The organism is Chromohalobacter sp. HP20-39, assembly GCF_033052815.1.
In the GTDB taxonomy this organism is placed as follows: domain Bacteria; phylum Pseudomonadota; class Gammaproteobacteria; order Pseudomonadales; family Halomonadaceae; genus Chromohalobacter.
Window position 1 is genome coordinate 1 of record NZ_JAWHTP010001229.1, and the last position, 231, is coordinate 231.

A 231-nucleotide genomic window follows, 5' to 3' on the forward strand; every position below is an offset into this window, starting at 1 on the left:
GGCCAGGCCGGCATGGCTGTCTCCGGAAACAACGGCTCCGGCAATTCCATGAGCATCAACGGCAACACCCAGTTCACGGGTCAAGTGTCCGCCAATGGCCACCGGATCGACGACACGCACAAGCACACCGGCGTGCAGACAGGCAGCAGCAACACCGGGACAGTCGTATGACTCAGCAGCTCCTGAATGACGTCAACCACTGGGTGGGGGGCGACATCAGATCGGAAGAGC

1 protein-coding gene is annotated in these 231 nt (G+C 61.5%); it reads left to right on the forward strand.

The window, feature by feature from the left end:
• Window positions 1-48: 48 nt before the first annotated feature.
• The gene (locus RVY79_RS22145) at window positions 49-171 is read left to right on the forward strand and encodes a hypothetical protein (protein ID WP_411161791.1); all 123 of its coding nucleotides are present in this window, start codon (window positions 49-51) and stop codon (window positions 169-171) included.
• Window positions 172-231: the final 60 nt, after the last annotated feature.

What these genes read in the sequence shown, in the direction of transcription:
- RVY79_RS22145 (WP_411161791.1), top strand. Translation starts at nt 49, where the DNA reads ATGAGCATCAACGGCAACACCCAGTTCACGGGTCAAGTGTCCGCCAAT.